At 67.1% G+C, this 1,181-nt stretch carries 2 protein-coding genes; both read left to right on the top strand.

The features are described 5' to 3' along the window. Window positions 1-165 precede the first annotated feature (165 nt). Window positions 166-435, top strand: coding sequence for a hypothetical protein (locus AB0E19_RS38840; protein ID WP_362189993.1), 270 nt, complete (start codon window positions 166-168; stop codon window positions 433-435). A gap of 148 nt (window positions 436-583) precedes the next feature. Further along, window positions 584-1,102 (top strand): hypothetical protein, encoded by a 519-nt coding sequence (locus tag AB0E19_RS38835; protein WP_057497475.1) that lies wholly within the window; start codon window positions 584-586, stop codon window positions 1,100-1,102. Window positions 1,103-1,181 lie beyond the last annotated feature (79 nt).

Below are 1,181 nucleotides of genomic sequence, written 5' to 3'. Positions count from 1 at the left end.
CCGCCGCAATCGACGCGCAGCTGCTGGAAATGGCGCTGCAGCAGGTGGCGGCATGACCGCCGCCGAACGCGAGCATCGCCACCACGTAGTGGCCACTGTCGTCGCCAATTCCCTGTCGTTCTGCCTGGGCGTGCTGGCCGCTGTGCTGGTGCAGGCGGTGCTGTCGTGACGCCGCGCACCCTCACCCTGCTGGGCCTGCTGGTCTCCGAGGCCACGGACGTGGAGAACAGCGCGAGCGTCCGCCGGGAGCGCGTAGGAAAGGCACACCTGGACCTGTTCAACGAACTGACCGCCGAGGATCGCCGCGTCGCCGAAGTCTTCGCCGCAGCACGCGCCTACCTGGATTCCAGCGACCTGGTCGACGTAGTCATCACAGGCGACCGCCTGCGCGCCGCTCTGGTGGCCTGCGAATCGGAGGACCCATGCGCTTTCTGACCGCCATCGGCTGCCGTAACGCCGCCGACTTCCTCGCCTTCCTGGGCTGCATCGCCATCGTCCTCGGCCTTGGCTGGGCGATGTGCTGGCCGCTGGCCTGGTCCTGACTTCCCGCCGGCGCGGCCGGCTCCTACGAGAGGCACCACCGATGTTCCAACTCGATCAACACGATGCGGTGTTCTCGCATCTGAACCTGCGGAAGGAAAAGCACGGCGACGAAGACGCGGCCGCTGCCGACCTGAAGTTCTCGCTGAACGCCCCGAACACGATCCTCAACACCATCGACCCGGCCATCCTGCCGGCGTTCTGGAAGAAGGCCGACAAGGGCCAGCAGCAGAACCTGCCGATGGAAGGCAGCACCGACCTGGTGGCGCTGAACCTGCCGCTGCTGGGCGAGCAGGACATCACCGGGAAGTTCGAAGGCTACGAGCTGTCGATCGGCTCCCTGATGGACCACATCGAGGCGGTGTTCTTCGCCGACGCCAAGGTGAAAAAGATCACCTGGAAGCCGCTCGAAGGCGGCAGCGTGGCCATGGGCTTCACCGTCTCGGTGCTGCTGGACGAGGACGAAGACGCCGAGCTGATCTCCGCATGGCGCCGCGGTGAGGTGCGCCTGACCCTCACGCCGCCGAGCGCCGCCCCGCAGCAGGCCGACCTGGCCGCGTAACGCATTCCCCCGCCCTCTCGGGCCACGCGCCGGCCGGGATTCCAGTACGCCGGCATTCATTCGAAGAGACCAAGGACAG

The organism is Streptomyces sp. NPDC047974, assembly GCF_040653375.1.
Lineage (GTDB): Bacteria > Actinomycetota > Actinomycetes > Streptomycetales > Streptomycetaceae > Streptomyces.
This window is presented reverse-complemented; position numbering and strand designations above follow the sequence as displayed.

What these genes read in the sequence shown, in the direction of transcription:
- AB0E19_RS38835 (WP_057497475.1), top strand. Translation starts at nt 584, where the DNA reads ATGTTCCAACTCGATCAACACGATGCGGTGTTCTCGCATCTGAACCTG.